A 23192-nucleotide genomic window follows, 5' to 3' on the forward strand; every position below is an offset into this window, starting at 1 on the left:
ACCAGGCAACATGGCGGAGGCGATTCGCTTGTGCCTGGACTACGCCCAGCACCGTCACAACGCGAGCGTTGCGCGCGTCGGCGAGTTGGTCGGCGTAACCGAGTGGGCCATCTACAAGTGGCTGCATGAAGGTTCGATGCCCTCGGCGAGAATCCGCCCCTTTGAGCTCGCTTGCGGTTGCACCTTTGTTACGCAATACATCGCGAGCAGTGCGCGCAAGCTCGTTATCGACATTCCCTCGGGTCGTGCCTCTGGCCAGGCTGATCTCCTCGACCTGCAAAACGCCGCCAACCAAGCCGTTTCGTTGCTCACTAGCTTCTACAGGGACGAAGTCGAAACGGATGACGTGTTACAGGGCGTCACCACGGCGATGGAGTGCCTTGCCGGCCATCGAGAGAATGTCCGCAAAGCTGACGAGCCGGAGCTCGGCCTGTTCGAAGGTGACAAGGCATGAGCGAGGCGTGGTACACGGCCAAGGAGCTCGCGGGGTTGCCCGGGATGCCGGGCACCGATCGCGGCGTGCGCGACTGGGGTAGAAAAGGGGTTATTCAGGGGCGCAAGCGTGCGCGGGGGAAAGGCCAGGAATACGCCTTCGAGTCGCTGCCCACCGAAACCCGCACCGAGCTCGCCTTGCGCTCGCAGCCCGAGGCGAAGGCCGGTGCGGAGGCCGCGCGGCGGGAGGTGGTCGCCCAAGAGGTGGACGAACGCCAGACGTGGCGCTCGCGTCAGCAGAGCTTGGCGCTGACCGCGGCGATGCCCGCGAAGGCGCAGGCTCGTATGGACGCGCGACTCGCAATCCTGGACGCCGCGGACCGGCTGCATCGCGAGGCCGGTTTGGGGCGCCGTGGCGCCATCGAGGAAGTGGTCCGGCGCTACAACGCGGGCGAGTTGGAGGTCGGCGAGGCGGTGCGCACCGTGCTCGGCGCCGACATCTCCGTCGCCAGCGTGTATCGCTGGCGCAATACCCTGGCCAAGCAGGGGGCGGCGGCGCTGGCAGGCCGGTACAAGCGGAGCGCGAAGCATCGCGCGCTCATCGAGCAGCAGCCGGACCTGCTCGCTTTCTGCGAGGCGTTCGTCGGCCACTACCCGGACAGCCAGGCGACACAGCTCGACCAGGCCATCCGCGCGCGCTTCGGCAACCGTGACGACATCGACCTGCCGAGCCGTCGAGCCGTGCAGCGCTGGCTCAAGCACTACCGCGCCGCTAACGCCGAAGTGCTCTGCCGCATCCGCAACCCGGACGAGTGGAAGGGGCGCTACATGGCGGCGACCGGCAGCGCCTCCGAGGGTGTCGAGCGCCTCAACCAGCTCTGGGAGCTCGACTCGACGCCGGGCGACGTCATGCTCACCGACGGCCGTCACAGCCTCATCGGCGTCATCGACGTAGCCACCCGCCGGGCCCGGTTGCTCGTGAGCAAGACCAGCAAGGCCACCGCGGTGGCGAGTCTCACTCGCCGGGCATTGTTGGATTGGGGCGTGCCCGAGATCGCCAAGACGGACAACGGCAGCGACTACACCAGCCACCACATGCGCCGCGTCTTCCAGGGGTTGGGTATCGAACAGCAGACCTGTGAGCCCTTCCAGCCCTGGCAGAAGCCGCACATCGAGCGCTTCTTCCGCTCCTTCCAGCACGACCTGGTGGAGCTGCTGCCCGGCTATATCGGCCACAGCGTCGCCGACCGGCAGGCCATCGAAGAGCGCAAGGCTTTCGCGGAACGGCTGTTCAAGAAGGACGGCGAGGTCCAAGTGGAAATGAGTGCCGCCGAGTTCCAGCGCTTCGCTGACGACTGGATCGAGCGCCTCTATCACCACCGCGCCCACGAGGGCCTGGGCGGGCGCACCCCCTTCGAGGCCACGCAAGCCGCCCCGGGCGTGCCCCGCCGCGTCGAGGACGAGCGCGCCCTGGACGTATTGCTCGCCGAGGCGCCTGGCACGGGCATGCGGACCGTTCGCAAGAAGGGCGTCCACCTGGACAACGGTCTCTATGACGCTCCCGAGCTCGGCGAGATCCGCGGCGAGGAAGTGCACGTGCGCTACGACGAAACCGACTATGGCCGGATCTACGTCTATCACCAGGGCGTGTTCCTGTGCATCGCCGAGGACCCGAGCGTCTCCGGTGTCAGCCGCCAGGAAGTGGCCGGGGAGGTCAAACGCCGCCAGCGCAAGAACGTCGAGGCGGCCCGGCGGCGTTACCAGGAGCTCGCCAAGGAGCACAACGTTCACGACATCGCTCAGGAGATCGTCGCCGGCGCCACGACCGATGAGCAGGTCACCGAGTTCCCGCGGCCGGCGGCGACACACACCACCGACGACCTTGAGGCCGCCCGCGACGCCGCCGAGGCGCGCGAGCAGATCGATCGCGAATCCGAGCCCGCACCGGTGGACGAGACCGCCGTCGCTCGGGTCACCGAGCTGCTCCGTGAAGAACAGACGCGCGACGAAACCGGGGAAGACCGCTTTCGCCGCTGGATTGATCTGCACGAGCGCGAGCAGGCCGGCGAGACGTTGAGCGAGTTCGAGGTGCAGTGGAAGGCCCGCTACGAGGACACCTCGGAGTTCCGAGGCCGGCACCTGATCTACGAGGAATTCGGAGCGGACGCCTTCGGCGGCGCCCGCTCCGGGTAGGACGCCCCGGCCGCCACCGGGGCACACAGCAGAAGCAATCGGGAGAAAGTCTGCCATGCGGCATCGCATCGTACCAGTGAAGAACGTCGCTCGCCTCAGTGAGGCGTCCGACGCGCTCATCCAGCGCGGGCTCGGCATGCCCGGCATGGGACTCATTTGGGGGCATACCGGCTACGGCAAGACCACCGCGGCGACCTGGCTTATCAACCGCGTAAACGGCGTTTACGTGCGCCCCATCGCCACGACCACGCCCTCCACGTTCCTCGGCTCGATCCTCCGCGAGCTCGACCAGGAGCCCAAGGGCAGCTGCGCGCAGATGGTCGAGCGCATCGTCGAGCGCCTGGCCACCAGCATGCGGCCGCTGTTCGTCGACGAGGCCGACTACGTCGCCGACTCCAAAAAGCTCACCGAGACGCTACGCGACATCCACGATCTCTCGACCGTGCCGGTGGTGCTGATCGGCATGGCGGGCATCCAACGCAAGCTCGCCCAGCGACAACAGCTCGCCGGACGGATCGCGCAGTGGGTGGAGTTCACCGCCGCCGACCTCGAGGACGCCCGCGCGCTCGCCGACGGCCTATGCGAGGTCGGCGTTGCCGACGACCTCCTGGAGCGTCTCCATCGCGCTTCCGGCGGCGAGATCCGGCGCATCACCGTGGGCCTCGGGCGCATCGAGCAGCACGCCAAGGCGCGCAGCCTCGATGTCATCGGTGCCGCCGATTGGACCCTGGGCGACGAGGGCTTCTTCCTCCCCCGCGCCGGCGGTGACGCGCCCAAACGCGCCGGGGGCAAGGTCGCCGCGATCCAGGGGGCGCGTTAATGCCGCGTCATCCCGGCAATCGCACGCGCGTGCCGACGCCCAGGCGAAAGGCCCGCGCCCGGCTTTGGCAGAGCATGCGCGTGCTGCGTGTGTTCGATACGCCGAGCCTTTGCGCGACCGCCGAGGCCGGTGCGGACAACGCCAAGCGCTACGTGCGCGCCCTGGAACGCGTGGGCGTGGTGCGGCTACAGCGGCCGCGGCAGAGCGGCGTGAAGGGCGGGCATGCCGTCCACCGGCTGATCCGTGACCTCGGTCCCCACGCCCCTCGCGTACAAACCGACGGCCGCGTTTGGGACCCGAACGCGGACCAGCTACTGGAGACGATCGATGAGTGAGCCGGTCGACACGAACGAGGAGTGGGTGGCCGCTCTGCGCGCCGCCTGCGAACGCCGTAGCCAGACCAAAGTGGCGCGAGATCTCGGCTACAGCCCCGCGGTCATCAGCCAGTGCCTGCGCGGCACCTACCGGGGCAATGTCAGCCGCGTGCGCGAGGCCGTCGAGGGGGCCCTCATGGGGCACACCGTCGACTGCCCCGTGCTCGGCGAGCTGCCGCGTGACGCCTGCCTGCGCCACCAGGAGCGCGAGTTCGCCGCCACCAACCCCGCACGCGTGCAGCTCTATTACGCCTGCCGCAGTGGTTGCCCTCATAGCCGGTTGCCGGAGGAGTACTGACCAATGAGCGAGGAGACCAAGCGAATCGCCGTGCGCGTGGAGACCCGAGCGTACTACCACGTCCACGTGGACATCCCAGCGCACCTTTTGGCGGAGATCGAAGCTCAGGATTTCGTGTACCGAGCGGAATTCTGGACGTCGCTCGGTGAGGAGCTCACCGACTCGGACCGCTACTGGCTCAACGAGGAGGTCGACGACGTGACCGTGCACGAGGTCGGCGCGGACGAGACGTCTAACTGGGCCTCGATGAGTGCCGAGGATTGGGCGTCGCACAAGGCGCGCACCGACTGCAAGTTCGGCCGGGAGTGAGGACAGCACGATGCCCCAGCACATCTACTCCGACGAATACCTCGACCACTACGCCGACCGCTACTGCGAGCTCTGGCTGCACCTGCACGGCATCAGCCTGCTCCAGTACCTGGCTGCCCCCGAGGCGTGCGAGCGGGTCGCGCGGAAGTGGTCGGATCATCCCGAGCCGTGCCCCTCGTCGATTCTCCCCCAGGAGATCACCCGCGCCGAGCAAGCGCTCGAGCGCGAGGCCGAGCGCGGCCTCGAGCACTGCCCCCGGCGCGGTGGGGCGATCGTCGAGCCGCTGCATCACCACCGCTACCCGCGGCGGCGGCCGTTGTTCGCACGGAGGGTCAAGGTATGAGCCGCCTGCAGCGATACGCCGATTACGTCTCGACCCTGCGTGCCGCGGGCGTGCCGCTCGCCAGCTACGCGTGCCCCTACTGCGAGCACGTGCTTGAGGCGCGAATCCCGTCGGGCGACGAGGAGCCCTACGACACGCTGACCGTCTGCCCGCATTGCGGCTGCCTGTTTATGCAGTGGACCTGGGCGGACGGGCATACCGAGACCAAGCGCCCGGGAGGTGTGGCATGAGTGCGCGACGCATCAACGCGCCGTATTGCCCGCTGCCGTCGCGGCGGGTGCTCACCAACGCTCTACGAGCGGGCCGTTACCGGCTCGGCACTCTGGGGCTGGAGCGCTACTGCCGGCGGTGTGACGAGTTCTGGCCGGCGGACACCGAATTCTTCAACGCGTGCCGGACAGAGCCAACCGGACTGAATGCCTGGTGCAAGGCGTGCAACAGCGAGGCGAAGCGGGCCGCGCGGCAGGCGGCCCAAGGCGCGGCTAACCGTGGTGCACCGGTTTGGCGGCCTTGTGCTTGATGCGTTTCAGGTGGGCGGCGGCGACTCTGAAATGGTCCACCGCTTTGGCGATCTCGTCGAGGTCGACGTCGGCGTACTCCTCGGCGAACTGCTCGGGGTTGCAGTGATAGCGCTCGGCGAGATTGGGCGATGGCGTGGTGCCCTGTACCGCTTCCCGCAGGCGGCGATGGTACTCGTCGAGTTCGTCGAGGAACGGGGCCAAATGATCCTTTCGCACGATCGGCATAACCACTCCCTGGGAGGTTGATTGATGAACTTGGAGACACAGCGCCGGTGCGCACGGCTTCTGAAGCTCTTCGAGGCGGAGCTCGACACGCGCTACCGGCACGTGCGCCGGGTGGCGCAGCAGCTCACCACGGCCGACGAATCCGAGCGCGAAGCGCACTTTGCGCGGCTCGAGCTCGCTGTCGGCGACATGCAAACGCTGCTCGGGCTGATCCTGCCCGAGGACACGGACAGTGACAACGAGGAGGGGTGCGATGAGCGCTTCTGCTGATGCCATCCCGGCGGGCTACATGCGCAACGCCGCCGGCCACCTGGTGCCCGAGGACCAGGTGCGCGAGCACGACAAGATGCGTGACGAGGTCGCACGAGACCTGGCTGCCGAGGCGGTCGAGCTCAACCGGCGCCTAGCGGCCTTCAAGCGGCGCGCTCTGTCGGAGATTGCCGACCTGGTCGCGATTGCCGCGGAGCGCTACGACGTCAACCTCGGTGGCAAAAAGGGCAACGTCACCGTCGCCACCTACGACGGCGACTTCAAGGTGGTGCGCTCCTACGCCGAGCGCATCGCCTTTACCGAGGAGCTGGAAGCGGCGAAGGAGCTGGTCAACGCCTGCATTCTCCGATGGTCGGAGGGGGCGAACGACAACATCCGCGCCCTGGTCGACCGCGCCTTCCGTACAGATACGAAAGGCCAGATCAAGACGACCGCGATCTTGGAGCTCCTGCGCCTCGACATCGACGACGACGAGTGGCAGCGCGCCATGGACGCCCTGCGCGACTCCATCCAAACCACCGGCACCGCCGTTTACGTCCGCGTCTACAAGCGCGCGCCCGGCGGCGATCGCTACGTGCCCGTGCCGCTCGATCTGGCCGCCGTGTAAAGGAAAAGCGAAACGCCCCTCAGCGGGGCGTCGTCCGGCGGTGGTGTGCCGGGCCAGATGCGCAGCCGACGAGTGAACGAAGACTAGCTGTGCGACCCCTCTGCTGGAGAAAAGGTGTCGAGGTGATCGAAGAGTTCCGGTGCACGCAACAGTATCCGTTGGAGCGTCGCTGTCTGCTGCAGATTGAAGTGAGCAGCCAGCGGTGCATTCCCATGCTTCACGTAGATCGTGAATTCACCGTCGATGGGGCGGTGGAACGTAACCGTGCACCCCGGGCCCAAGTACACCGTCTTCGCCCGCCGGTCCTCCTTGGTCAGGCGTCGCTTGTACGCGTCCGCCTCAGCGAGGACCTCGGCGAGCATCGCCGTCTCTCCGCGGCTGAAGGTACCCATTTCGGCACGGGCCTTCGACTGAAACAGCCGGATAGCGTGGCCGTCGGGCGTCTTGAGCACCTGGATTTCCATCTCCCCTATGGTTTCGACGGGCCAAGCGAGCGTGTATCGGTTGATGGCGGGCGGGTCGGTGGCTAGCCCAACCATGGGCCACAGCACGAGAGCGAGAAGCAGCGCGCGCATACCTACCTCCTTGGTAACGGCTGGTCGCGAGAGTATGCCACGAGGAAACTGTTGCGGGGTGAAGCGATGAGTACTGACAGCCGCCGGCGCCAACTCGCCGCCATCCACGCCCAGGCACGCCGCGTCGGCCTGGATCCGCATGGCGACCGTGACGCCTACGAGCAGATGCTCCAGGCCGTCGCCGGCGTGCGCAGCGCCGGCAAGCTCGACGCCGCTGGGCGGCGCAAGGTGCTGGATCACTTGAAGCGCGTCGGCGGCCGGCAGCGCCCGCGCAAGGCCGATTATCCCAATCGGCCGCACAACATCGACCGGCAGCCGATGCTCACCAAGATCGAGGCGCTGCTCGCCGACATGGGCCTGCCCTGGCGCTACGCGGACGCGATCGCCAAGCGCCAGACCGGCATCGAGCGCGTCGCCTGGCTGCGGCGACCCGACCACCTGGAGGGCGTCATCGCGGCGCTGCATGTCGAACAGGAGAAGCGTGGGTTGCTGGACCAGGTCGACCAGCTCTGCGCCGAGCTCGGGCTTACCCGCGACGAGCTCCCGCAGCGCTACCGCCTGCCCCGCGGGTGGCAGCGCAACCGCAAGGTGCTGCGCCAGCTCGTCGACGCTCTCGCCGCCGACCTTCCGGTGGAATCGCGATGACCGGCTGGTTGTTTCCGCTACTGGGTATCGTCGTGCTCGTGGCTCTGACGGCCTTTTTGCTCGGGCGTGAGTCAGCTCTCAGGGAATGTAAGGGTCAGCAGGGCCGCCGACACTTCTGGTTCAGCATGCGCTTCAACGAGCCATTCAAGACCTATTACTACTCCGTCACCACGGAGATGGACGGACCGCTCACCGAGCGGTCAATCGACAAGCTCAGAGAGGAGATGCAACGGAAGATGCAAAGCACCGCCCGCCCGACAATCCTCGCCGTATTGGAGCTGGACGAGTAATGCGCATCCGCTGCCCCGCGTGCCACGCCGACTACAGCATCGAGCAGGCCGTCGAGGACGAGGCCGCGCGCGAGCTGATGGGGGTACTCTCCGACCTGCCGCGGGAGGTGAGTCGTCCGCTCGCCGCCTATCTTGGCCTGTTCCGGTCCAAGACCCGTGCGCTCGCCTGGGAGCGGGCCCTGCGCCTCAGCCGCGAGGCCCTCGCGCTCCACGACGACACGCGGCTCGTCGGCCAGGCCATGAGCGACGTCGTCGAGGCCATGCGGGTCAAGCAGGCCGACGGCGACTGGAAGCCGCTCACGAACCACCGATACCTGTCCCGCGTGCTGGAGTCCGCTGCCAACCGGGCGCCGGCGCGACCGGTGTCCCATGACGACCGGACGGCCGCCGCCCCGACCAGCCGCACCGGCCAGGCCCTCGCCGCGCTGGGGGGCCCGCGCCGTGGCTGACGCGCCGGACTGGTTCTTCAACGCCATCAACGCCGGGCTGCAGGCGCTGGTCGTGTTGCACCTGCCGGGCGGACCGGGGCACGAGACAGTCGCCTACACGCGGGATGTATGGGTCGGCGCCCTGTGGGATGCGCCCGTCGAATGGCAGGAGAACGTGGATTCACGGCGCATTGAAATCGCCTTCAGACGTCTCGCGCGTCAGGCCGATCGCTGGCCCACGCCGCGGGCGCTGCTGGAGCTCATGCCCCCGCGGCCGCAGCCGCCGGCGTTGCCGGGGCCGACGATGTCCGCCGAGCAGAAACGCCGCAACAGCGAGCGCCTGCGCCGCGCCCTGCAGGAGGCCATGAAGCAATGACGCAGGCCCTGGCGATCTACGACGAGGACCTGCCCGAGACGCTCGCCGAGATCCGCGAGCTCATCGGCACCGAGGGCATGCTCGCCCTGGTCGAGCACTACGGCGGTTGCCACGTGGACGTCCCCGCGGCCTTCCGGCCGGATCACCCGCTGGCGCGGATCCTCGGCCACGAGGCGGCAGTGGCATTCGTCCAGCGCTTTGCAGCGACCCGGCCGTATATCGCCAACCTCGCCAACGCTCGCCGGGTACTGCGGAACATCGAGATCAGCCGCCGCTACGAGGGGGGCACACCGGTAAGCCGGCTCGCCCGCGAGTATCGTTTGTCCGAGCGCCAGATCTGGAATATCTTGAAGCGGCCGGAGACCCTGCGCGCCGTCCCCACCACCGGCGACCTCTTCGACTGAACCCTTTCCTGCCGAGCCCCCGGCACCCGCCGCCTAGCATGGCGGCATGACGACACGCACCCTGCGCCACGGAGACACCGGCACCGAGGTCAGCGCGCTGCAGCGCCGCCTCGTCTTCGACGGCCACGCCATCGCCGTCGACGGCGTCTACGGCCCCGCGACCGAGCGCGCCGTGCGAGCGTATCAGCGCGCCCACGACCTGGTGGTCGACGGCCTCGCCGGCCCGGTCACTCGCGCCGCGCTGGAGGGCGCGCCGCTGCCGGCGACTCTGCGCGAGAGCGACATCGTAGCCGCCGCCGAGCGGCTCGGAGTGGAGCCCGCCGCGGTGCACGCCGTCACCGAAGTGGAAGCCCGCGGCTGCGGATTCGAGCCGAGCGGCGACCCTGTCATCCTCTACGAGCGTCACGTCATGTACCGCCGCCTGGGCGCGTACACCGACCCCGAGCCGTGGGCCCGCAGCGCCCCGGAGATCGTCAACCCGGAGCCCGGCGGCTATGTGGGCGGCGCCGCCGAGCACGACCGCCTCCAGCGCGCCACCGCGATCCGCGTGACCCCGGCCCTGGAGTCGGCGAGCTGGGGGCTCTTTCAGATCATGGGCTACCACTGGGAGCGCCTCGGCTACGCGGGCATCGGCGAATTCGTCGCCCGCATGCGCGAGAGCGAGGCGGCTCACCTCGACGCGTTCGTGCGCTTCGTCCGCGCCGATTCGGCGCTGCACGCCGCGCTGCGCCGGCAGGACTGGCGTGCGTTCGCCCGGCGCTATAACGGCCCGGCGTTCGAGCGCAATGACTACGACGCGCGGCTGGCCGCCGCCTACCGACGCCATCGGGAGGCCGAGGTATGACGTGCAAGCCGGCCGCGCACCCGAGCAACCCCGCGAAACACTGACGCAGGAGGCAACTGTGCCGAAAGCCAACGCCACCAACACCGCCAAGCCCTGGTGGGCCAGCAAGACCCTGTGGGTCAACGTCCTCGCCCTGATCGCCGCCGTCACCGGTGCGCTCGGCATCGATGTCGGCCTCGATGCCGAGACCCAGACCGCCATCGTCGGCGGAATCATGGGCGTGGTGAACATCGTCCTGCGCCTGGTCACCGACCGCCCGGTGACCGTCGCCGGCGGCTGATCGGCGGCCGTCGCCATGAGTCTGCTCACGGGTGGGGCGCTCGGCGTCTTCGGCGTGCTCGCGCTGGCCATCTGGTATCTCCGGCGCGACCGGGACCGATACCGGCACCGGGCCGAGTCCGCCGAACGCCGCGCCGCGCGCCTCGCCCGCGGGCAGAGCGCCCAGGCCGATGCTGCCGAGGCCCTCACCGACACCCTGCAGCGCCAGCAAGCCGAGTCGGCCCCGATCGACACCGACCGCCGCGACGACCTGGAGGGGCGATGGTAAAGCGCATTACGGCTATGGCCGTCTGCCTGCTCGCCGCCGGCTGCACGACGCCGCGCGTCGAGCACGTCACCACGCCGTTACCCCTGCCGCCACGGCCCGCGTTGCCGGCTGTGCCGAATGAAGGGCTCGAGTGCCTCGCACCGGATGTCTATCGCGCCCTGGTCGAGCGAGACCGTGCGCGACGCGACTACACCGAGCAGCTCGAGGCAATCATCGAGAGCACTCATAAGGACCGCGACGGCGCGCGCGTGTGCCTCGACTGCCAGCGCGTGCGGAAACATCGAACTCGAACCAGGGAGGGCTAATGGACCTCGCGTTCAACTGGAAGGCCGTGAGCGTGCTGATGACCCTGTTTCTGTCCTGGTCCGGTGCGCTGTTCTGGATCATCAAGTGGCTTCTGGATCGTTACCAGCGCCACATCGACCAACGCTTCGAGGGGCTGGAGCGCCGCGCCCTCGAGGAGCGACGCCGCTGGGAGGCCACCGACCGTGCCATCCTGGAGCTGCGCGCCGAGCTCCCCCAGCAGTACGTCCAGCGCGAGGACTGGATCCGCTTCTCCGGGCAGATCGACTCCAAACTCGACCGGCTGCACGCGCAACAGGCCGAGATCGCCCAGTGGCTGAGTCGCGAAGACGGCCGACGGAAGGGAGAACACCATGCACGAGGTTGACTTGAACCGCGCCCAGCGCGAAGAGGTGCGCTGGCGCATCCTGCGCGCCCTGGACGCGGGGCGGCCGACGCCGGTGGCCGAGGTGGTCATCTACCGGGCGCTCGCCGACATCGACATCCCCTTATCGCCCAAGGAGCTGCGCCGCGAGTTGCAGTACCTCGCCGACCGGGAGCTCGTCGAGCTGCTCCACCAGAACGAGCCCACCTGGTCGGCGCGCCTGACGCGCTGGGGCGTGGACTTCGTGGAATACACCATCGACGCCCAGCCCGGCATCGCCCGCCCACCGAAGTGGTACTGAGGAGCGCACGATGCCGCAACGCAGCGCCGTGGAGCAGCTCCCCGACGACATCCGCACCGAGCTCGACCGCCGACTGGCCCAGTCGGGCTTCAGCGGCTACGCCGAGCTCGCCGAGTGGCTCACCGGGCAGGGCTACCAGATCAGCCGCTCGGCGGTGCACCGCTATGGGCAACGCCTGGAGCGGCGCATGGAGACCATCCGCGCCTCCACCGAGGCCGCCCGCCAGATCGCGAGCGTCGCCCCGGACGAGGAGGACGACCGCTCCGCAGCGGTGATCTCCATGGTCCAGTCGGATCTCTTCGAGGCCATGCTCGCGCTCCAGGAGGCGCAGGAAGAGGGCGTCGACCCCACCACGCGCGTGGCGCTGCTCTCGAAGGCCGGCCGGGCCGTTGCCGAGGTGAGCCGCGCCAGCGTCAACCAGAAGAAATTCGCCGCGGAGGTGCGCCGTCAGACGCAGCAGGAAGCCGCTGACGCCGCGGAGACCGCCGCCCGCAAGGCCGGCCTCTCCGACGACGGCGTCGCCGCCATGCGCGCGGCCATCCTCGAGGGGCTGTGATGGACCAGGCGATTCTGCTGCCCTACCAGCGCCGGTGGGTCGAGGACCGCTCGCCGGTGAAGATCATCGAGAAGTCGCGCCGCATCGGCCTGTCCTACGCCGAGGCGGCAGACTCGGTGCTGCACGCCGCGGCCGCCGGCGGCGCGAACGTCTACTACATCTCCTACGACAAGGAGATGACCGCCGGCTTCATCCAGGACTGCGCCCAGTGGGCGCGCGCCTTCCAGGCCGCCGCCGGCGAGATCCAGGAGTCGGTCATCGAGCAGGACGACCGCCAGATCCTGACCTACGTCATCAAATTCGACAGCGGCCACCAGATCCAGGCGTTCAGCTCCAACCCCCGCAACCTGCGCTCCAAGGGCCGCCCCGGTGAGCGCCTGGTCGTCGACGAGGCCGCCTTCGTCGACCACCTCGAGGAGCTGCTCAAGGCCGCCATGGCGATGACCATGTGGGGCGGCCGTGTGAGGCTCATCTCCACGCACAACGGCGAGGAAAACCCGTTCAACCAGCTCATCAACGACGTGCGCGCGGGGCGTTACGACTACGGCCTGCACCGGGTGACCCTCGACGACGCGCTCGATGACGGCCTGTTCCGGCGGATCTGCCAGGTCACCGGGCAAACCTGGAGCGCCGCGGCCGAGCGCGAGTGGCGCCAGCAGCTCATCAACCGCTACCGCCCCAACGAGCAAGAGGAGCTCTTCTGCGTGCCCGCCATGGGCGGCGGTGCGTACCTCCCGCGGGCGCTGGTCGAGCCGCGCATGGCCGAGGCGCCGGTGATCCGCTTCACCGGCGACCGCGCCTTCAACACCGCGCCGGAGCCGAGCCGCGCCGCCGAAGTGGACGACTGGATCCGCGACGAGCTCATCCCGCGGCTCAAAACCCTCGACCGCGACCGCCGCCACACCCTGGGCATGGACTTCGCGCGCTCCGGCGACATGTCCGTGATCGCGCCGATGGCCATCGGCGAGACGCTACACCGCACCGTGGCGCTGCTGGTGGAGATGCATAACGTCCCCCACAAGCAGCAGGAGCAGATTCTCTTCGCCGTGGGTGACCGCCTGCCGCGGCTCGCCGGCGTGAAAATCGACGCCGGCGGCAACGGCTCCTACATCGCCGAATCGGCGCATGACCACTGGGGCGGCCTCGTCGAGCAGGTGCTGTTCACCGAGAGCTGGTACCGCGAGCACATGCCGCCGTACAAGGCCGCCTTCGAGGACGCCACCATCACCATCCCCAAGCACGACGACGTGCTCGAGGACCACCGTGCCTTGCGCCTGGTCAACGGTGTGCCGCGCCTGCCCCGCGCCAAGACCGATCAGGCGGGGCAGCGCCACGGCGACTCGGCGATCGCGATCGCGCTCGCCTACACCGCGAGTCGCGACGACCACGAGGCATTCGCCTTCCACCAAGTGCCCGTGCGCCACGACCCTCGCCGTGAACCACCGCACCGCCGGGTGCGCGTCACCGCCGGCTTCCGCCGAGGAGTGCTGTAGATGGCAGAACGCGAGTCCCCCATTCTCGACGCCGACGGCCGCCCGATCCGCAAGCGCGTGCTTACCCGCGAGCTCGCCGCACCGTCGACCACCGGCGTGCGCCAGGTCTGGGACGCCGAGACCGTCGCCTCCGGCCTCACGCCCGACCGGCTCGCCGCCCTGCTGCAGGCCGCCGCGGAGGGCGAGACCCGCGACTACCTCACGCTCGCCATGGAGATGGAAGAGCGCGACCTCCACTACTTCTCCGTGCTTGCCACGCGCAAGCTCGCCGTCGGTGGCATCGAGCCAGTGGTGGAGGCCGCGAGCGACGAGGCCCAGGACGTGGAGATCGCCGACGCCGTGCGCGAGCTCACCCGCCGCCCGGCGTTCGGCGTCGCGGTGGACGACAGCCTCGACGGCCTCGGCAAGGGCTTCGCCGCCGTCGAGATCCTGTGGGACCGCTCGGCGCGCCAGTGGTGGCCGGCGGACTATCGCTGGCGGGATCCGCGGCACTTCCGCTTCGCCGGCGACGGCCGCACGCTGCGCCTGCTCGACGACGCCAACGTGTACGACGGTATCGCGCTACCGCCATACAAATTCATCACCCACATGCCCCGCATCAAGAGCGGGCTGCCGATCCGCCGGGGTTTCGCGCGGCTCGCCGCCGTCGCCTACATGGCCAAGGCCTACAGCGTCACCGACTGGGTAGCGTTCGCCGAGGTCTTCGGCATGCCGTTGCGCATCGGGCGCTACAACGCTCAGACGGCGACCGAAGGGGACATCCAGACGCTCATCAACGCCGTCGCCAACCTCGGCACTGACGCCGCCGCAGTGCTGCCGGATTCCATGCGCATCGACTTCCAGGAGGCGGGCAACCGCACCGGCGCCGCGGATCTCTTCGAGCGGCTGGCCGCCTTCATGGACGCGCAGCTCTCCAAGGCCATCCTCGGCCAGACCGCCACCACTGAGGGCACGCCAGGCAAGCTCGGCAGCGAGGACGCCCAGGACGCCGTGCGCCGCGACATCCAGCGTGCCGATGCCAGTCAGCTCGCCGACACCCTGAACCGCGACCTGGTCCGGCCGTTCGTCGACCTCAACTTTGGCCCGCAGGACGCCTACCCACGCGTCACCCTGCCGGTTTACGAGCCCGAGGACCTCACCGCCATGGCAAACGCGCTGGCTCAGCTCGTGCCTCTGGGCGGTCTCGGCATCCAGGCGAGCGAAGTGCGTGACCGCCTCGGCTACGCCGACCCCGAGGAAGGCGCCGAGATCCTCGGCGGCGGGCCGGCCGCCCCGATGGCCGGCGCGGCCAACCGTCTTGCACGCGCCAGCAACCGCGAACAGCCCGAAGCCGACGAGATCGAGGGACTCGTCGACGCCCAGGACGACGAGTGGGAGGAACAGCTCGCCCCCGTCGTGGATCCGGTGCGCGCGCTCGCCGAGCGGGCCGGCTCCTACGAGGAGTTCCTCGCCGGCCTCGGCGAGCTCCTGGGCGAAATGGATGCCGAGCAGCTCGTGCGCCACCTGGCCGAAGCCACCTTCAAGGCGCGGGCGTTGGGTGACACCACCGACGAGACCGACGTATGAGGTTCAAGCCCGGCCCCGTCTCCCAGGACGCGCTGGACTACCTGCGCGACAAGGATCTGCGCGTCGGCTTCGACCACGAGGACGTCTGGCGCGAAGAGCACGCGCACGCGTTCACCGTGGCCAAGGCGATGCAGATCGATCTGCTCGATGACATCAAGGCCTCGGTGGAGACGGCCCTGGCAGAAGGCAGGACCTACCGGGAATTCGCCCGCGAGCTCACCCCGATCCTGCAGCGCAAGGGCTGGTGGGGGCGCGTCGAGCAGATCGACCCCGTCACCGGCGAGCGCCGCGAGGTCCAGCTCGGCAGCCCCCGGCGGCTGAAGACCATTTACCGCAGCAACATGCGCTCCGCCCGCGCCGCTGGCCAGTGGCAGCGGGTGCAGCGCCATAAGGACACCCACCCCTATCTGCTCTACCTGCTCGGTCCGTCGGAGCAGCATCGCCCCCAGCACGTGCGCTGGGCGGGCACGATGCTGCCCGTCGACCACCCGTGGTGGCGCGAGCACTACCCACCGAACGGCTGGGGCTGCAAGTGCCACGTGCGCCAGGTCAGTCGCCGGGAGGCCGAGCGCCTCGAGCGCGACGGCGTCCAGGATCCGGATGCGCCGCAGGAGATCGACGGCGACACCGGCCTGCCCACCGGCCGCCGCCAGGATCGGCGCTTGCCTGTACGCACCGAGCCGCCCGAGCGGGATCCGCGCCAGTACACCAACAAGCGCACCGGCGAAGCGATCACCGTGGACGCCGGCGTGGACCCGGCGTGGTCCAGCAACCCCGGCATGGACCGCGTGCGCGTCATCCGCGAGCACCTCACCGGACGCGTCGCCACGGCCGACGCGCAGCTCGCCCATGCCGCCGCCGAGCAGGTGATGGCGAGCGACGTCATGGCGCAATGGGCTCAGGCCCCCCGCGGCGAGCTGCCCGCCGGCGTACTGACGCGCGACCTCCAGGACGCGCTCGGATCCGACTCGCATCTTGTGCGGCTCTCGGACGCGACGCTCACCAAGCAGGGCAATAGCCACCCGGAATTGACGGCAGCGGACTACGCGGTGTTGCCGGATCTTGTTCGTCGCGGCATCGCGATCCGCCAGGACGGCCAGCGCTTGGTACTCTTTCGCAAAGCAGGCAACGCTTGGTGGAAAGCGGTGGTGAAGGTCACCGGCGACCAGAAGCGCCTCTACCTGGTGAGCTTCCACCGCGCCGATGCGCGGGAGTTGCGGCGAGAGCGTGACCGGGGGACGGTGCTGCGAAGCGTCGAGCAGTGAAGAAAACGGCGCACGGTGGGGCCTGCCATCCCGGCCTGCCGGGCAACCCCACATAGCGCTCCGCCCAGAGGGCGTGCTACGGCGGGCAGAATGTCACCGTGTCGCGTGCGCCTGATGACAGCATAGCGCTGCGGTGGGTGTGGTCACAACGGCTCTCTCGTCGGCTCCGATGGGCGGCGCCATACAACGGCTCTCAGAGGCCGCGAGAGCGGTTCCCGCTACGCCACCTATGGGGCGACCCGGATCGCCGTTTCTGCGAGGGCTTAAAAAGGTTTTAAACAGGGTTGGATAACACGTGGTGGAGTGGAGGCAACGTGCTCGCGACCGTCGCCGTCGCGAGCGCACCGATCGTATAGGGCGTCCGGGATCAGTCCTCTCGCAGAGACCCGCCTGGACCGATCTTGCTGATGCAGTCCTTATAGGCCCAGTCGCGAAATTCCTCGATGGCGCGGCGCTGGTGCTCCTTCGTATGGTATCGAGGCCGGTTATATGCCTCGATAACCCACCGTTCGCCGACAACGTTGCCTTCGACGCCCTCCATCTGGTCGGCCATCGATACGCCGCTTTGGCGCTCGAGCATCATGTTCTCGGCCGTGTCGGAGCCTATGCGGCACGTCTCTTGCCAGTCCACCTCAGCCGCGGCCGGCGACGCCAGCGCGAGCCCAAGCGCCCCCATCAAGAACACAATCCCCTTGTTCAACTTCAATCTCCTTTTGTGATCCATGTCGCACTGACAGCCGAGCACGCTTTGCCTACGGACGCAAGGCCTCTGCATTGATCGGCATCTCGGTAAGGGCTACCGTTCCGACCGGCGGAAGCGCCCTTTACTCGATTCGCTGACTGAACCCTTTCCTGCCGAGATGCTGCGCGCCGCTGCCTAGCATGGCGGCATGCGCTCGCAATACCGCACCGCACTGAACCAGGCCGCTGCCGGCGCCGACCCGCTGGTCGTGGCCGTGAACGTCGAGCTCCCGGACGACGGCACCCTGCCGGAGTGGCTGGAGCTCGTGCCCGCCGGCCGCGTGACCGGCCGTGACGGCCGAGGCTGGATCAATGATCGCCCCGACCAGGTCGTGGCCGACAGTCTCGGTGACGGTCGGGATCTGCCCATCGACTGGGAGCACGCCACCGAGCTGCGCGCCCCCGAGGGTGACCCGGCGCCCGCGGCCGGCTGGATCGTCGCGCTGGCGAACCGCGAGGGCGCGGTCTACGGCCGCGTCGACTGGACGCCCCGCGGCGCCGAGAGCGTGCGCAACCGCGAGTACCGCTACATCTCGCCGGTCTTCCTGTTCGAGCGCGAGTCCAGTCGCGTGGTCCGCCTCACCTCCGCGGGCCTGACCAACACCCCGAACCTCTACATCGCCGCACTCAATCGCGGCGAGCCCCGTCACCCCGAGCATCACCACCAGGAGGGCGCCATGTTGCCCGAGGCCATCCGCAAAGCGCTGGGCCTGTCCGAGAACGCCACCGAGGATCAGGCCGTCACCGCCATCAACCAACTCACCGAGGAGCGCCAGACCGCGCTCAACCGCGCCGAGAACCCGAGCCTGGAGCGGTTCGTGCCGCGCGCCGACTATGACGCCGCGCTCGAGCGCGCCAGCAACGCCGAGCACAAGCTCGCCGAGCAGGAGAGCAAGCGCCTCGAGGCGGAGATCGACGCCGAGATCGATGCGGCGCTCGCGGCCGGCAAGATCACCCCGGCCACCGTGGACTACCACAAGGCTCAGTGCCGCCAGGAAGGCGGGCTCGACCGGTTCAAGGAGTACGTCAAGGCTGCCCCCACCCTCGGTGATCCCGCCGAGCTCGACGACCGCAAGCCCGAAGGCGACGCCGGCAAGGCGCTGAACGCCGAGCAGCAGAAGATCGCCGCGATGTTCGGCAACACCGCCGAGGATCTCCAGAAGTACGGCCAGGCGTAAGCGGCCCGCGAGAAGAGAGAGCGAAGCGATGGCACTCACCAAGGATCGCAACACCCCGATGACCGACGGAGACGTCGTGCCGACACCCGTCGCCGCCGGCGTCGAGATCTTCACCGGCGCGCTCGTCGTGGCCAACGCCAGCGGCTACGCCGCGCCCGGCAGCACTGCCACGGGGCTCATCTACCTCGGCCGTGCCGATTCGCACGTCGACAACACCGCCGGCGCCGCCGGCGACAGGCAGGTTCTGGTCCGTCGGGGCAAGGCGTTCAAGTGGAAGAACTCCGGCTCCGACCCCGTCGGCCAGGCCGCCCTGGGCAAGACCTGCTACGTCGTCGACGACGAGACCGTCTCGGCAACGGATGGCGCGGGCACGCAGTCGGCCGCTGGCACCGTCATCCAGATCGACGCCAACGGCGTGTGGGTCGAGTAACCCCGCCGCCCTGACCGAGAGGACCCAGACACCATGCTGGTCAACAAGAGCAACCTGCAGGCGGTCTTCCAGAACCTGAAGACCACCTTCAACAAGGCTTTCGAAGCCGCCGAGAGCCAGTGGCAGCGCACGGCCATGCGCGTGCCCTCCGGCTCCAGCCAGAACGACTACTCCTGGCTCGGGCGGTTCCCGCGCATGCGCCGCTGGATCGGCGACAAGGTCATCAAGGCCCTGGAGGCGTTCAGCTACACCGTCGTCAACGAGGATTGGGAAGCCACCGTCTCGGTCCGGAGCAACGACATCGAGGACGACAACCTCGGCATCTACTCGCCGATGGCCCAGGACGCCGGTCACAGCTCCAAGCAGCTCCCCGACGAGATCGTCGCCGAGCTCAAGAACAACGCCTTCACCAACACCTGCTACGACGGGCAGTACTTCTACGACACCGACCACCCCGTCGGCGACGGGCAGGGAGACACCAAGAGCGTGTCCAACAAGGGCACCGCGGTGCTGTCGAACGCCACCCTGGCCGATGCCCAGGGCAGCTACGGTGCCGCGCGCACCGCGATCATGTCCTTTACCGACGACGAGGGCCGGCCGCTCGGGCTGATGCCCGACACCCTGGAGGTGCCGCCGGCGCTGGAGCACGTCGGGCGCATGCTCGTGGAGGCGGACAAGCTCGCCGACGACACACCCAACCCCTACAAGGGCACGGCGAAGCTGCTGGTTAACCCCCGGCTCACCTCCGACACCGCGTGGTTCCTCCACGTCACCAGCCGGCCGGTCAAGCCTTTCGTCTACCAGGAGCGCAAGGCGCCCGTGTTCGTCCAGCAAACGGACATGAACGCCGACGACGTGTTCTCCCGCGGCGAGTACAAGTTCGGCGCCGAAGCCCGCGCCGCCGGTGGCTACGCCTTCTGGCAGATGAGCTACGGCTCCACCGGCACCGGCTAACCCCACACCTATAGCAACGCGATGCGGGCCAATGACGGTGTCGTCCGGGGCGGCGGGTGACATCGGAGGCCGACGGGCCGCGGGGCCGCCTACCCCGCGCCAGGGGAATCACCAGAGGAGATCGCACAGTGGCCGAGCAGCAAGCCAGCACGGAGACGCAGACCGAATCGAACAAGGGGCGGGGCAGGGGCAAGGCCGCCAAAGTGGCCGTGCTCCGCGTGAGCGCCAAGCGCGCGCGCTTTCGCCGCGGCGGCCTTGAGTTCAACCGGAGCGAGACGGTGGTGCGCCTCGCCGACCTCAGCGACGAGCAGGCCGAGGTCATTCGCGCCGAGCCAATGCTCATGGTGCGCGAGGACGAGATCGAGGCCGACTGACGATGGCTTACGCGAGCGTCCAGGACCTGATCGACCGCTTCGGTGAGGACGAGCTCATTGAGCTCACCGACACCGAGCGCACCGGCCAGGTTGATCAGGCCCAGGTCGAGACCGCCCTGGAAGAGGCGTCGGCCGAGATCGACGCGCTGATCCGGCGGCGCTACAGCGTGCCCGTCTCACCCGCGCCGGCGCTGCTGCGGCGACTGTGCGCGGACATCGCCCGGTACCACCTGGACGCCATCGGCGGGCGCGAGCACGTCGCCAAGCGCCGCAACGATGCCGTCAAACGGTTGGAGAGCATCGCAGCTGGCCGGGCGACGCTGGACGGCGGCGAGCGTACTGGCGCCGGCACCGTCCACGTGAGCTCCAAGCCACGGCGCTGGAGCGGGAGGCGCGTGCTGTGAGCATCGGTATCGAGATCGACCGGGCTGACCTCGCCGCTATCGAGCGGGTATTCGCGAGCCTGTCGGCCCCGGATCGCCACGGCTTGATGGAGGCGCTCGCCGTCGAGGGCGGGAGCCAGACGCGTCGACGTATCAGCCAGGAGAAGTCGGCGCCGGATGGCAGTCCCTGGGCGCCCTGGACCGACGACTACGCGGCCACGCGCCACGGCGGGCACTCCCTGCTCGAGGGCGAAGGCGACCTGCTCGACTCCATCACCGCGGCCGCCACGACGGACGCCGCGATGTGGGGCTCGAATTTGCCCTATGCCGCCATTCACCAGTACGGCGGCACCCCGGACATGCCGCCCGGGCCGGCCGCGATCCCTGAGCGGCCCTACCTGGGGCTGTCGGCGGAGAACGCCGATGACCTGCTGGCGGTGGCCCGCGACTGGCTGGACGCCCAGATCGGAGGGCGCTGATGTCGACCCAGATGCAGTTACAAGACCTGGATCCGTGGATCGAGCGCCTCACCGCCGAGGTGCCGGCGCTCGTGTCGGTGGGCGGCGCCGCGGATCTCTCCGCCGCGTTCGAGGCCAAGGCGTTGCGCACGCCGGCGGCTTACGTGATTCCCGGTCGCGATCAGGCCGGGCCGAACAAGGCACTTGCCGGCGCTCATATCCAGCGTCTCACCTCGACCGTGGGCGTGGTGGTGGCCGTGCGCAACTTGAGCGACGGCACCGGCGAAGCCGGCCATCGCGAGCTCAGGCCCATTCGCGAGGCCATCCTCACGGCCCTGGTTGCCTGGTCGCCGCCCGACGGCGAGCCGGTCGACTACGCCGGTGGCTCGCTCGTGCGGCTGCGCAACCGGGTGCTCTGGTGGGAAGACCGCTTCACGACCCAGTCCCAGCTACGGAGAACCTCATGAGCGTGAACCAGGGCGGACGCTTTGTCCGCAAGACCAAACGCGGCCGGGCCGAGCGCGTGGAATGGACCGGGGCGCGCATGAGCCGCTACCCGCGCGAGCGTGATCGCGAGCGCTTCGAGCGCCCGGCGAAGTCCACCGCGAGCGCGTCCAAGGCGGCCGAGCCCGTCGCCGGCGACGACGGCAACCAGGAGTAACCCGGCATGGCAGAGCTCAAGACCCGCAAGACCCTCGTCGTCGCCGCGAACGAGTCGAGCTACGGCACTGACGCGAGCCCCACCGGTGCCGAGGCGATCCTCGTCTCCGACGTGAGTCTCACGCCGATGTCGGCGGACACCGCCGAGCGCAACAACTACAAGCCCTACCTCGGTGCGCGGCCGGTGGTGCATACCGGCATCCACGTGCAGCTCGAGTTCTACGTAGAGCTCGCGGGTTCCGGCGACCCGGTCACTCCGCCCGGCTGGGGCCAGCTCCTGCGCGCCTGCGGCTGCGCGGAGACCATCGACTCCACCAGCGGCAGCGAAAACGTAAGCTACGCGCCCGTCTCCGCCGACGAGGAGAGCGCGACACTCTACACGTTCATCGACGGCCAGAAGCACGCCATGCTCGGCGCGCGCGGGACCTGGTCGCTGGAGATGAACAGTAACTCGTTCCCGCGGATTCGCTTCCAGTTCTGGGGCATCTACGTCGACCCCGCTTCCGTGGCCGCGCCGTCGCCGGACTTCTCGGTGTTCCGCGATCCGGTCGTGGTGGACAACACCAACACGCCCACCTTCACCGTTCACGGCTACCAGGGCACGCTCTACAAGTTCTCGCTCGAGCAGGGCAACAGCGTCACCGCGCGCAACATCCCCGGCGACGAGAGCGCCATCATCACCGACCGCCAGAGCACTGGTTCCATCGAGATCGGCGCGCCGGCGATCGCCGCGCAGGACTTCTTCACGAAGGCGCGCAACAACGACACCGGCGCGGTGAACATCGTCCACGGCACGGCCGCCGGCAACATCGTCGAGCTCAGCCTCCCGGCCGTCCAGATCACCGAGCCGAACTACGGCGACCAGGACGGCACCCGAACGCTGTCCCTCAACCTGCGCGCGTTGCCGGCGAGCGGCGACGACGAGTGGACCATCACCACCAAGTAATCACCGTTTAAGGAGCGTTTTTCATGGCCTTCAAGCTCATGAAATCGGACACCTTCACCGCCCGCGCCGACGTGGTCGCGCCGGATGGCCACAAGTACCGCTGCGACGCGCAGTTCAAGCTCCCCGGCGACGATCGTCTCGCGGCCATCGAGGACGGTGAGATGGGCGACGAGGAGACCCTGCGTGAGCACCTGGAGGGCTGGACCAACTTCCGCGACTACAACGGCGAGCCCATCGAATACAACGCCGACAACCGCGAGCAGGCCATCGCCACGCCCTACATCCGTCGCGCGCTCGCCCAAGCGTTCATCGCCGGGGTCTACGGGGTTGGCGGTCGTCGAAAAAACTGATCGAGGCCGCCCGCCACTGGGCCGAGTCCCGCCGGGCGGGCGGCCGCAGCCAGGGGCGGGGCGAGCTCGCCGAGGCCATGGCCGCGTACGGCGCCTCGCCCGAGGCCGTGGATCAGTGGACCCAGGCACGCAATGCCGAACCAGAGGACGTCCAGATCTACCACTGCAACAGGGAGACGCTGCGGGTGTGGTTGATGCTCGAGACGCAATGGAAACGTGACCTCTTCTCCGGCGCCTGGCTCGGTCTCGACTACGCCGCCATCGACACCGTCCACCGCCTCGCCGGCCTCACCTGCAGCCAGAAACGCTTCGCGGATCTCCGCGAGATGGAAGCCACGGCGCTGCCGATCTTGAACCGTAAGAGCTGAG

Annotated in this window: 39 protein-coding genes and 1 other RNA gene; 37 read left to right on the forward strand and 3 right to left on the reverse strand. The window is 68.8% G+C overall.

The annotated features are described in order from the left end of the window. Window positions 1-10 precede the first annotated feature (10 nt). The 8 genes from ACPEES_RS02605 to ACPEES_RS02640 are packed head-to-tail and all read left to right on the forward strand — an operon-like array spanning window position 11 to window position 4999. Window positions 11-454, forward strand: a complete 444-nt coding sequence (locus ACPEES_RS02605) for a hypothetical protein (protein WP_435100788.1) — start codon at window positions 11-13, stop codon at window positions 452-454. Beyond that, complete coding sequence (locus ACPEES_RS02610) at window positions 451-2625, forward strand: Mu transposase C-terminal domain-containing protein (RefSeq protein WP_435100789.1); 2175 nt, start codon at window positions 451-453, stop codon at window positions 2623-2625. Before ACPEES_RS02605 ends, ACPEES_RS02610 begins: the two co-directional genes overlap by 4 nt. A gap of 55 nt (window positions 2626-2680) precedes the next feature. Further along, window positions 2681-3445 carry an AAA family ATPase gene (locus ACPEES_RS02615; RefSeq protein WP_435100790.1) on the forward strand — a complete coding sequence of 255 codons (765 nt, stop codon included), beginning with the start codon at window positions 2681-2683 and terminating at the stop codon, window positions 3443-3445. Then, window positions 3445-3780, forward strand: a complete 336-nt coding sequence (locus tag ACPEES_RS02620) for a hypothetical protein (RefSeq protein ID WP_435100791.1) — start codon at window positions 3445-3447, stop codon at window positions 3778-3780. Before ACPEES_RS02615 ends, ACPEES_RS02620 begins: the two co-directional genes overlap by 1 nt. Beyond that, entirely contained in the window at window positions 3773-4117 is a 345-nt protein-coding gene (locus ACPEES_RS02625) for a helix-turn-helix domain-containing protein (protein WP_435100793.1), read from the forward strand. Before ACPEES_RS02620 ends, ACPEES_RS02625 begins: the two co-directional genes overlap by 8 nt. A 3-nt stretch (window positions 4118-4120) precedes the next feature. Further along, entirely contained in the window at window positions 4121-4426 is a 306-nt protein-coding gene (locus ACPEES_RS02630; protein WP_435100795.1) for a hypothetical protein, read from the forward strand. Window positions 4427-4436: 10 nt separating this feature from the next. Then, window positions 4437-4769, forward strand: a complete 333-nt coding sequence (locus ACPEES_RS02635; protein WP_435100797.1) for a hypothetical protein — start codon at window positions 4437-4439, stop codon at window positions 4767-4769. Beyond that, window positions 4766-4999 carry a hypothetical protein gene (locus ACPEES_RS02640; protein ID WP_435100799.1) on the forward strand — a complete coding sequence of 78 codons (234 nt, stop codon included), beginning with the start codon at window positions 4766-4768 and terminating at the stop codon, window positions 4997-4999. The genes ACPEES_RS02635 and ACPEES_RS02640 overlap by 4 nt, the downstream gene beginning before the upstream one ends. Window positions 5000-5251: 252 nt before the next feature. Here the strand turns inward: ACPEES_RS02640 and ACPEES_RS02645 are convergent, their stop codons facing one another. Beyond that, window positions 5252-5515: a hypothetical protein gene (locus tag ACPEES_RS02645; protein ID WP_435100801.1), complete on the reverse strand. Its 264-nt coding sequence runs from the start codon at window positions 5513-5515 to the stop codon at window positions 5252-5254. 24 nt (window positions 5516-5539) lie between these two features. Between ACPEES_RS02645 and ACPEES_RS02650 the strand changes: the two genes are divergently transcribed. From ACPEES_RS02650 to ACPEES_RS02660, 3 genes are all read left to right on the forward strand, one after another. Next, complete coding sequence (locus tag ACPEES_RS02650; protein WP_435100802.1) at window positions 5540-5785, forward strand: hypothetical protein; 246 nt, start codon at window positions 5540-5542, stop codon at window positions 5783-5785. Continuing rightward, window positions 5769-6392 carry a DUF3164 family protein gene (locus ACPEES_RS02655; RefSeq protein ID WP_435100803.1) on the forward strand — a complete coding sequence of 208 codons (624 nt, stop codon included), beginning with the start codon at window positions 5769-5771 and terminating at the stop codon, window positions 6390-6392. Before ACPEES_RS02650 ends, ACPEES_RS02655 begins: the two co-directional genes overlap by 17 nt. 5 nt (window positions 6393-6397) lie before the next feature. Then, window positions 6398-6463, forward strand: an RNA gene (locus tag ACPEES_RS02660) — hammerhead ribozyme type II. Window positions 6464-6475: 12 nt separating this feature from the next. Here the strand turns inward: ACPEES_RS02660 and ACPEES_RS02665 are convergent. After that, complete coding sequence (locus ACPEES_RS02665; RefSeq protein ID WP_435100804.1) at window positions 6476-6967, reverse strand: hypothetical protein; 492 nt, start codon at window positions 6965-6967, stop codon at window positions 6476-6478. A 66-nt stretch (window positions 6968-7033) separates the two neighbouring features. Here ACPEES_RS02665 and ACPEES_RS02670 point away from each other — a divergent pair, with 66 nt between their 5' ends. From ACPEES_RS02670 to ACPEES_RS02740, 15 genes are read left to right on the forward strand one after another with little or no spacing between them, the layout of a single operon-like run. Then, window positions 7034-7612, forward strand: a complete 579-nt coding sequence (locus tag ACPEES_RS02670) for a gp16 family protein (protein ID WP_435100805.1) — start codon at window positions 7034-7036, stop codon at window positions 7610-7612. Then, complete coding sequence (locus tag ACPEES_RS02675) at window positions 7609-7902, forward strand: hypothetical protein (RefSeq protein ID WP_435100806.1); 294 nt, start codon at window positions 7609-7611, stop codon at window positions 7900-7902. The genes ACPEES_RS02670 and ACPEES_RS02675 overlap by 4 nt, the downstream gene beginning before the upstream one ends. After that, window positions 7902-8351 carry a hypothetical protein gene (locus tag ACPEES_RS02680; RefSeq protein WP_435100807.1) on the forward strand — a complete coding sequence of 150 codons (450 nt, stop codon included), beginning with the start codon at window positions 7902-7904 and terminating at the stop codon, window positions 8349-8351. The genes ACPEES_RS02675 and ACPEES_RS02680 overlap by 1 nt, the downstream gene beginning before the upstream one ends. Further along, on the forward strand, window positions 8344-8706 hold the full coding sequence (locus ACPEES_RS02685; RefSeq protein ID WP_435100808.1) for a hypothetical protein: 363 nt from the start codon (window positions 8344-8346) through the stop codon (window positions 8704-8706). The genes ACPEES_RS02680 and ACPEES_RS02685 overlap by 8 nt, the downstream gene beginning before the upstream one ends. After that, window positions 8703-9110, forward strand: coding sequence for a Mor transcription activator family protein (locus ACPEES_RS02690; RefSeq protein ID WP_435100809.1), 408 nt, complete (start codon window positions 8703-8705; stop codon window positions 9108-9110). The genes ACPEES_RS02685 and ACPEES_RS02690 overlap by 4 nt, the downstream gene beginning before the upstream one ends. Before the next feature lie 46 nt (window positions 9111-9156). Further along, window positions 9157-9954, forward strand: coding sequence for an N-acetylmuramidase domain-containing protein (locus ACPEES_RS02695; RefSeq protein WP_435100810.1), 798 nt, complete (start codon window positions 9157-9159; stop codon window positions 9952-9954). A 58-nt stretch (window positions 9955-10012) separates the two neighbouring features. Next, the gene (locus ACPEES_RS02700; RefSeq protein ID WP_435100811.1) at window positions 10013-10234 is read left to right on the forward strand and encodes a hypothetical protein; all 222 of its coding nucleotides are present in this window, start codon (window positions 10013-10015) and stop codon (window positions 10232-10234) included. A 15-nt stretch (window positions 10235-10249) separates the two neighbouring features. Continuing rightward, entirely contained in the window at window positions 10250-10501 is a 252-nt protein-coding gene (locus ACPEES_RS02705) for a hypothetical protein (RefSeq protein ID WP_435100812.1), read from the forward strand. Beyond that, entirely contained in the window at window positions 10495-10806 is a 312-nt protein-coding gene (locus ACPEES_RS02710; RefSeq protein WP_435100813.1) for a hypothetical protein, read from the forward strand. The genes ACPEES_RS02705 and ACPEES_RS02710 overlap by 7 nt, the downstream gene beginning before the upstream one ends. Further along, window positions 10806-11171 (forward strand): hypothetical protein, encoded by a 366-nt coding sequence (locus ACPEES_RS02715; protein WP_435100814.1) that lies wholly within the window; start codon window positions 10806-10808, stop codon window positions 11169-11171. Before ACPEES_RS02710 ends, ACPEES_RS02715 begins: the two co-directional genes overlap by 1 nt. Further along, window positions 11158-11469: a hypothetical protein gene (locus ACPEES_RS02720; RefSeq protein WP_435100815.1), complete on the forward strand. Its 312-nt coding sequence runs from the start codon at window positions 11158-11160 to the stop codon at window positions 11467-11469. The genes ACPEES_RS02715 and ACPEES_RS02720 overlap by 14 nt, the downstream gene beginning before the upstream one ends. A gap of 10 nt (window positions 11470-11479) precedes the next feature. After that, window positions 11480-12025, forward strand: coding sequence for a DUF3486 family protein (locus ACPEES_RS02725; RefSeq protein WP_435100816.1), 546 nt, complete (start codon window positions 11480-11482; stop codon window positions 12023-12025). Further along, window positions 12025-13518, forward strand: coding sequence for a terminase large subunit domain-containing protein (locus ACPEES_RS02730; RefSeq protein ID WP_435100817.1), 1494 nt, complete (start codon window positions 12025-12027; stop codon window positions 13516-13518). The genes ACPEES_RS02725 and ACPEES_RS02730 overlap by 1 nt, the downstream gene beginning before the upstream one ends. Next, the gene (locus tag ACPEES_RS02735; RefSeq protein WP_435100818.1) at window positions 13519-15084 is read left to right on the forward strand and encodes a DUF935 domain-containing protein; all 1566 of its coding nucleotides are present in this window, start codon (window positions 13519-13521) and stop codon (window positions 15082-15084) included. Next, entirely contained in the window at window positions 15081-16349 is a 1269-nt protein-coding gene (locus tag ACPEES_RS02740) for a phage head morphogenesis protein (protein ID WP_435100819.1), read from the forward strand. The genes ACPEES_RS02735 and ACPEES_RS02740 overlap by 4 nt, the downstream gene beginning before the upstream one ends. A 367-nt stretch (window positions 16350-16716) precedes the next feature. On the opposite strand, the gene ACPEES_RS02745 is transcribed toward ACPEES_RS02740, so the two are convergent. Then, window positions 16717-17049 carry a hypothetical protein gene (locus ACPEES_RS02745; protein WP_435100820.1) on the reverse strand — a complete coding sequence of 111 codons (333 nt, stop codon included), beginning with the start codon at window positions 17047-17049 and terminating at the stop codon, window positions 16717-16719. 190 nt (window positions 17050-17239) lie between these two features. On the opposite strand from ACPEES_RS02745, the gene ACPEES_RS02750 reads away from it, so the two are divergent. The 11 genes from ACPEES_RS02750 (at window position 17240) to ACPEES_RS02800 (ending at window position 23191) form a co-directional block, all read left to right on the forward strand. Continuing rightward, a complete protein-coding gene (locus ACPEES_RS02750; RefSeq protein ID WP_435100821.1) occupies window positions 17240-18268 on the forward strand; it encodes a phage protease in 1029 nt (342 codons plus the stop codon). 28 nt (window positions 18269-18296) lie between these two features. Then, window positions 18297-18698 carry a hypothetical protein gene (locus tag ACPEES_RS02755; RefSeq protein ID WP_435100822.1) on the forward strand — a complete coding sequence of 134 codons (402 nt, stop codon included), beginning with the start codon at window positions 18297-18299 and terminating at the stop codon, window positions 18696-18698. Between the two features lie 33 nt (window positions 18699-18731). After that, window positions 18732-19652 carry a Mu-like prophage major head subunit gpT family protein gene (locus ACPEES_RS02760; RefSeq protein WP_435100823.1) on the forward strand — a complete coding sequence of 307 codons (921 nt, stop codon included), beginning with the start codon at window positions 18732-18734 and terminating at the stop codon, window positions 19650-19652. A 128-nt stretch (window positions 19653-19780) separates the two neighbouring features. After that, a complete protein-coding gene (locus ACPEES_RS02765) occupies window positions 19781-20026 on the forward strand; it encodes a hypothetical protein (RefSeq protein WP_435100825.1) in 246 nt (81 codons plus the stop codon). 2 nt (window positions 20027-20028) lie between these two features. Then, complete coding sequence (locus tag ACPEES_RS02770; protein WP_435100827.1) at window positions 20029-20430, forward strand: gp436 family protein; 402 nt, start codon at window positions 20029-20031, stop codon at window positions 20428-20430. Then, on the forward strand, window positions 20427-20888 hold the full coding sequence (locus tag ACPEES_RS02775) for a phage virion morphogenesis protein (protein ID WP_435100829.1): 462 nt from the start codon (window positions 20427-20429) through the stop codon (window positions 20886-20888). The genes ACPEES_RS02770 and ACPEES_RS02775 overlap by 4 nt, the downstream gene beginning before the upstream one ends. Further along, window positions 20888-21334: a phage tail terminator protein gene (locus ACPEES_RS02780; protein ID WP_435100831.1), complete on the forward strand. Its 447-nt coding sequence runs from the start codon at window positions 20888-20890 to the stop codon at window positions 21332-21334. Before ACPEES_RS02775 ends, ACPEES_RS02780 begins: the two co-directional genes overlap by 1 nt. Further along, window positions 21331-21528 (forward strand): hypothetical protein, encoded by a 198-nt coding sequence (locus tag ACPEES_RS02785; protein WP_435100833.1) that lies wholly within the window; start codon window positions 21331-21333, stop codon window positions 21526-21528. The genes ACPEES_RS02780 and ACPEES_RS02785 overlap by 4 nt, the downstream gene beginning before the upstream one ends. A gap of 6 nt (window positions 21529-21534) precedes the next feature. Next, complete coding sequence (locus tag ACPEES_RS02790) at window positions 21535-22473, forward strand: phage tail tube protein (protein WP_435100835.1); 939 nt, start codon at window positions 21535-21537, stop codon at window positions 22471-22473. 23 nt (window positions 22474-22496) lie between these two features. Further along, window positions 22497-22823, forward strand: coding sequence for a hypothetical protein (locus ACPEES_RS02795; RefSeq protein ID WP_435100837.1), 327 nt, complete (start codon window positions 22497-22499; stop codon window positions 22821-22823). Window positions 22824-22900: 77 nt separating this feature from the next. Continuing rightward, window positions 22901-23191, forward strand: coding sequence for a DUF1799 domain-containing protein (locus ACPEES_RS02800; protein WP_435100839.1), 291 nt, complete (start codon window positions 22901-22903; stop codon window positions 23189-23191). The last annotated feature ends 1 nt before the right edge of the window (window position 23192 follow it).

Origin of the sequence: Arhodomonas sp. AD133, from assembly GCF_051195215.1 — a bacterium.
Classification (GTDB): domain Bacteria; phylum Pseudomonadota; class Gammaproteobacteria; order Nitrococcales; family Nitrococcaceae; genus Arhodomonas.

Excerpts from the sequence above, each read along its gene's own strand:
- ACPEES_RS02605 (WP_435100788.1), top strand. The coding sequence starts at position 11 with ATGGCGGAGGCGATTCGCTTGTGCCTGGACTACGCCCAGCACCGTCAC.
- ACPEES_RS02610 (WP_435100789.1), top strand. The coding sequence starts at position 451 with ATGAGCGAGGCGTGGTACACGGCCAAGGAGCTCGCGGGGTTGCCCGGG.
- ACPEES_RS02740 (WP_435100819.1), top strand. The coding sequence starts at position 15,081 with ATGAGGTTCAAGCCCGGCCCCGTCTCCCAGGACGCGCTGGACTACCTG.
- ACPEES_RS02800 (WP_435100839.1), top strand. The coding sequence starts at position 22,901 with ATGGCCGCGTACGGCGCCTCGCCCGAGGCCGTGGATCAGTGGACCCAG.
- ACPEES_RS02625 (WP_435100793.1), top strand. The coding sequence starts at position 3,773 with ATGAGTGAGCCGGTCGACACGAACGAGGAGTGGGTGGCCGCTCTGCGC.
- ACPEES_RS02670 (WP_435100805.1), top strand. The coding sequence starts at position 7,034 with ATGAGTACTGACAGCCGCCGGCGCCAACTCGCCGCCATCCACGCCCAG.
- ACPEES_RS02715 (WP_435100814.1), top strand. The coding sequence starts at position 10,806 with ATGGACCTCGCGTTCAACTGGAAGGCCGTGAGCGTGCTGATGACCCTG.
- ACPEES_RS02720 (WP_435100815.1), top strand. The coding sequence starts at position 11,158 with ATGCACGAGGTTGACTTGAACCGCGCCCAGCGCGAAGAGGTGCGCTGG.
- ACPEES_RS02730 (WP_435100817.1), top strand. The coding sequence starts at position 12,025 with ATGGACCAGGCGATTCTGCTGCCCTACCAGCGCCGGTGGGTCGAGGAC.
- ACPEES_RS02785 (WP_435100833.1), top strand. The coding sequence starts at position 21,331 with ATGAGCGTGAACCAGGGCGGACGCTTTGTCCGCAAGACCAAACGCGGC.
- ACPEES_RS02675 (WP_435100806.1), top strand. The coding sequence starts at position 7,609 with ATGACCGGCTGGTTGTTTCCGCTACTGGGTATCGTCGTGCTCGTGGCT.
- ACPEES_RS02615 (WP_435100790.1), top strand. The coding sequence starts at position 2,681 with ATGCGGCATCGCATCGTACCAGTGAAGAACGTCGCTCGCCTCAGTGAG.
- ACPEES_RS02750 (WP_435100821.1), top strand. The coding sequence starts at position 17,240 with ATGCGCTCGCAATACCGCACCGCACTGAACCAGGCCGCTGCCGGCGCC.
- ACPEES_RS02640 (WP_435100799.1), top strand. The coding sequence starts at position 4,766 with ATGAGCCGCCTGCAGCGATACGCCGATTACGTCTCGACCCTGCGTGCC.
- ACPEES_RS02650 (WP_435100802.1), top strand. The coding sequence starts at position 5,540 with ATGAACTTGGAGACACAGCGCCGGTGCGCACGGCTTCTGAAGCTCTTC.
- ACPEES_RS02705 (WP_435100812.1), top strand. The coding sequence starts at position 10,250 with ATGAGTCTGCTCACGGGTGGGGCGCTCGGCGTCTTCGGCGTGCTCGCG.
- ACPEES_RS02620 (WP_435100791.1), top strand. The coding sequence starts at position 3,445 with ATGCCGCGTCATCCCGGCAATCGCACGCGCGTGCCGACGCCCAGGCGA.
- ACPEES_RS02665 (WP_435100804.1), bottom strand. The coding sequence starts at position 6,967 with ATGCGCGCGCTGCTTCTCGCTCTCGTGCTGTGGCCCATGGTTGGGCTA.
- ACPEES_RS02655 (WP_435100803.1), top strand. The coding sequence starts at position 5,769 with ATGAGCGCTTCTGCTGATGCCATCCCGGCGGGCTACATGCGCAACGCC.
- ACPEES_RS02795 (WP_435100837.1), top strand. The coding sequence starts at position 22,497 with ATGGCCTTCAAGCTCATGAAATCGGACACCTTCACCGCCCGCGCCGAC.
- ACPEES_RS02770 (WP_435100827.1), top strand. The coding sequence starts at position 20,029 with ATGGCTTACGCGAGCGTCCAGGACCTGATCGACCGCTTCGGTGAGGAC.
- ACPEES_RS02680 (WP_435100807.1), top strand. The coding sequence starts at position 7,902 with ATGCGCATCCGCTGCCCCGCGTGCCACGCCGACTACAGCATCGAGCAG.
- ACPEES_RS02710 (WP_435100813.1), top strand. The coding sequence starts at position 10,495 with ATGGTAAAGCGCATTACGGCTATGGCCGTCTGCCTGCTCGCCGCCGGC.
- ACPEES_RS02725 (WP_435100816.1), top strand. The coding sequence starts at position 11,480 with ATGCCGCAACGCAGCGCCGTGGAGCAGCTCCCCGACGACATCCGCACC.
- ACPEES_RS02755 (WP_435100822.1), top strand. The coding sequence starts at position 18,297 with ATGGCACTCACCAAGGATCGCAACACCCCGATGACCGACGGAGACGTC.
- ACPEES_RS02630 (WP_435100795.1), top strand. The coding sequence starts at position 4,121 with ATGAGCGAGGAGACCAAGCGAATCGCCGTGCGCGTGGAGACCCGAGCG.
- ACPEES_RS02760 (WP_435100823.1), top strand. The coding sequence starts at position 18,732 with ATGCTGGTCAACAAGAGCAACCTGCAGGCGGTCTTCCAGAACCTGAAG.
- ACPEES_RS02635 (WP_435100797.1), top strand. The coding sequence starts at position 4,437 with ATGCCCCAGCACATCTACTCCGACGAATACCTCGACCACTACGCCGAC.
- ACPEES_RS02790 (WP_435100835.1), top strand. The coding sequence starts at position 21,535 with ATGGCAGAGCTCAAGACCCGCAAGACCCTCGTCGTCGCCGCGAACGAG.
- ACPEES_RS02695 (WP_435100810.1), top strand. The coding sequence starts at position 9,157 with ATGACGACACGCACCCTGCGCCACGGAGACACCGGCACCGAGGTCAGC.
- ACPEES_RS02780 (WP_435100831.1), top strand. The coding sequence starts at position 20,888 with ATGTCGACCCAGATGCAGTTACAAGACCTGGATCCGTGGATCGAGCGC.
- ACPEES_RS02690 (WP_435100809.1), top strand. The coding sequence starts at position 8,703 with ATGACGCAGGCCCTGGCGATCTACGACGAGGACCTGCCCGAGACGCTC.
- ACPEES_RS02735 (WP_435100818.1), top strand. The coding sequence starts at position 13,519 with ATGGCAGAACGCGAGTCCCCCATTCTCGACGCCGACGGCCGCCCGATC.
- ACPEES_RS02645 (WP_435100801.1), bottom strand. The coding sequence starts at position 5,515 with ATGCCGATCGTGCGAAAGGATCATTTGGCCCCGTTCCTCGACGAACTC.